Annotated in this window: 1 protein-coding gene; it reads right to left on the bottom strand. The window is 71.3% G+C overall.

The genetic code is table 11. The features are described 5' to 3' along the window. On the bottom strand, nt 1-2,484 hold a 2,484-nt coding region (locus E1J50_RS26000; RefSeq protein ID WP_207919304.1), incomplete at both ends, for an Ig-like domain-containing protein.

Raw genomic sequence — 2,484 nt, 5'->3', positions numbered from 1 at the left:
TGGAGTGCAGCGTGAAGGTCAGCGAGCGTGCCACCGAGACGTTGCCCGCGGCGTCGATGTGCTTGACCGAGACCGTGTGCTGGCCGTCCGTGAGGGACGTCGGGTCGTAGGCACCGTAGGCCTTGCCGTCGACGCTGTAGCTGAAGCTGCCGCCCGTCTCCACGCCCGTCGTCAAGAGCCGGGGATCGGTGGTCAGGCGGTCCCCCGGAGTGCCGGTATCGTTCGCGAGAGCCAGCGTCGGGACGCCCGGCGCCGACGTGTCGAGGGTGAAGCTCAGGTAGCCGGCCTCCGAGACGTTGCCCGCGGCTTCGGTGTGCTTGACCGAGACCGTGTGCTCGCCGTCCATGAGGGAGGCGGGCATGTAGGCGTTGGAATAGGTCCCGCCGTCGACACTGTAGGTGTAGGTGCCGCCGGTCTCGGAGGTCACGACCGCGAGGCTCGCGTCCTTGGTGAGGTGGTCGCCGGCCGCCCCCGTATCGCGGGCGAGGCCGACCGTGGGGGCCGCAGGCGGCGTGCGGTCGAGGACGAAGGTGAGCGAGGTTGCGGCCGAGACGTTGCCGGTCGCGTCGGTCTGCCGGACCGCGACCGTGTGCTCGCCGTCCGCGAGGAGCGTCGGGGCATAGCCGTCTGTGTAGGCCTTGCCGTCGATGCTGTAGCTCAGGCTCGCGCCGGCTTCGGTCCCGGTCACCGCGAGGGCGGCATCCCGGGTGAGCTTGTCGCCCGGCAGGCCGGTATCGGCGGCGAGTGCGACGCCGGGTGCGGCGGGAGCTTCGCGGTCGACGACGAAGGCGAGCGATGTGGCCGCAGACGTGTTGCCGGCCGCATCGGTGTGGGTGACCGCAACGGTGTGCTGGCCGTTGCCGAGCGTGGCCGGGTCGTAGCTCTCGGTCGAGGCGCCGCCGTCGACGCTGTAGCCGTAGCGGCCGCCGGTCTCGGCCGGCACGATCGCGAGGCTCGCGTCCTTCGTCATCCTGTCGCCGGGCAGGCCGGTATCGTTGGCGAGCCTGACGACGGGCGCGTCCGGAGCCGTCCGGTCGAGGACGAAGCTGAGGACGCCGTCCTCGGAGACGTTGCCAGCGGCGTCGGTGTGATGGACCCGCACGGTGTGCGCGCCATCCGCGAGGTCGCTCTCGTCATAGACCGCGACGAAGCCGTGCCCGTCAATGCTGTAGGCGAGGCTGCCCCCGATCTCCCCGGCCGTGACCGTGATCTCGGCATCGCTCGTGACGCGGTCGTTGGCCGAGGCACCGGTATCGTGGTCGAGGGCGACGACGGGCTTGGCCGGCGGCGTGGTGTCGATGGTGACGCTGATCGGCAGGCTCTTGCCGGTATTGCCGGCGCCGTCGGTGCCGGAGGCGGTGACGACGTGCTCGCCCTCGCCCGAGATCTGCACGTCCGCCTTCCAGGCCCCGTCCGGGCCGGACTTCGTCGAGCCGATCTCCCGGCCGTTGTCGAGGATGTGCACGGTGATCCCGGCATCGGCCGGACCGACCGAGCCCGAGAGCGAGAGGAGACCCGCCTTCGTCGGAGCGCCGGCGGCGGCCAGGGTCACGCCGGGCGCGACCGCGTCTCCGTCGCCCTCGGGGCGGCTGTCGCCGTCGACGTCGCCGATATGGTGCTTGGCGTAGCCGACCTGCACGCCGAGGCTGTCGCCGGTGAACTTCGCCCGCACCGCCGCCACATCCTCGTCGGTGAAGGCGATGGCGAGCGCCGGCGCGGTCTCGCCCTGCGCCACGCGGCTCACCGCCGCGACGCCGACGAGGAACGCCATGCCGTCCGCCGCCGTCGCCTGGGCTGCGACGAGGGCGTTGTGGCCGTTGAGCAAGGCCTCGACGTCGGACGCGAAGGTGGACGGCGGCAGGTAGCGGTCGACCAGGGCGTGCACCGTCGCCGGGTCTGAGAGGTCGAACGGCTGGCCCGTCGCGATCATCTCGACGATGTCGTGCATCGGGTTCGCGTAGGGGAGCGCCGCCTGGAGGAGGGCGACGGTGTTGAGGATCTGCGAGGCCGCGACGAACAGGTGCTCGTAGAGGGCGATCTGCTGGGGCGTCGCGCCCTCCTTCAGCATGCCCGCGATCGGGTCGATCTGGGTGACGTCGACCCCGGCACCGAGGCCGAGCGCACCGCGCAGCTCCGTCTGGGCGGAGCTGAGATTCGCACCGAGCCCCATCAGCTCGACGAGGATCGTGGTGAGGGGAGACACCACCGTCGAGCCGGCCGGCGCCTTGAAGACGCCGTTGAAGGCGAGGTTCGTGGCCGTATCGAGTGCGCCCGGGCCGCCGGTGGCGACGATGGCCCCGGGCTTGCCGACGAGGGTGAAATGGCCGCTCGCGTCGGTCGTCGTCTGGGCCTCGAAGCTCTGGCGGACACCATCGTTGTTCGAGTCCATGAAGACGGTGGCGCCGGCGATGTAGCCGTCCTGGAGCGAGCCGCTGATCACGGCCTGCGAGCCGGGGGCGGGGTGCACCACGTTCAGGGTGAAGA

The organism is Methylobacterium segetis, from assembly GCF_004348265.1.
GTDB classification, from domain to species: domain Bacteria; phylum Pseudomonadota; class Alphaproteobacteria; order Rhizobiales; family Beijerinckiaceae; genus Methylobacterium; species Methylobacterium segetis.
This window is presented reverse-complemented; position numbering and strand designations above follow the sequence as displayed.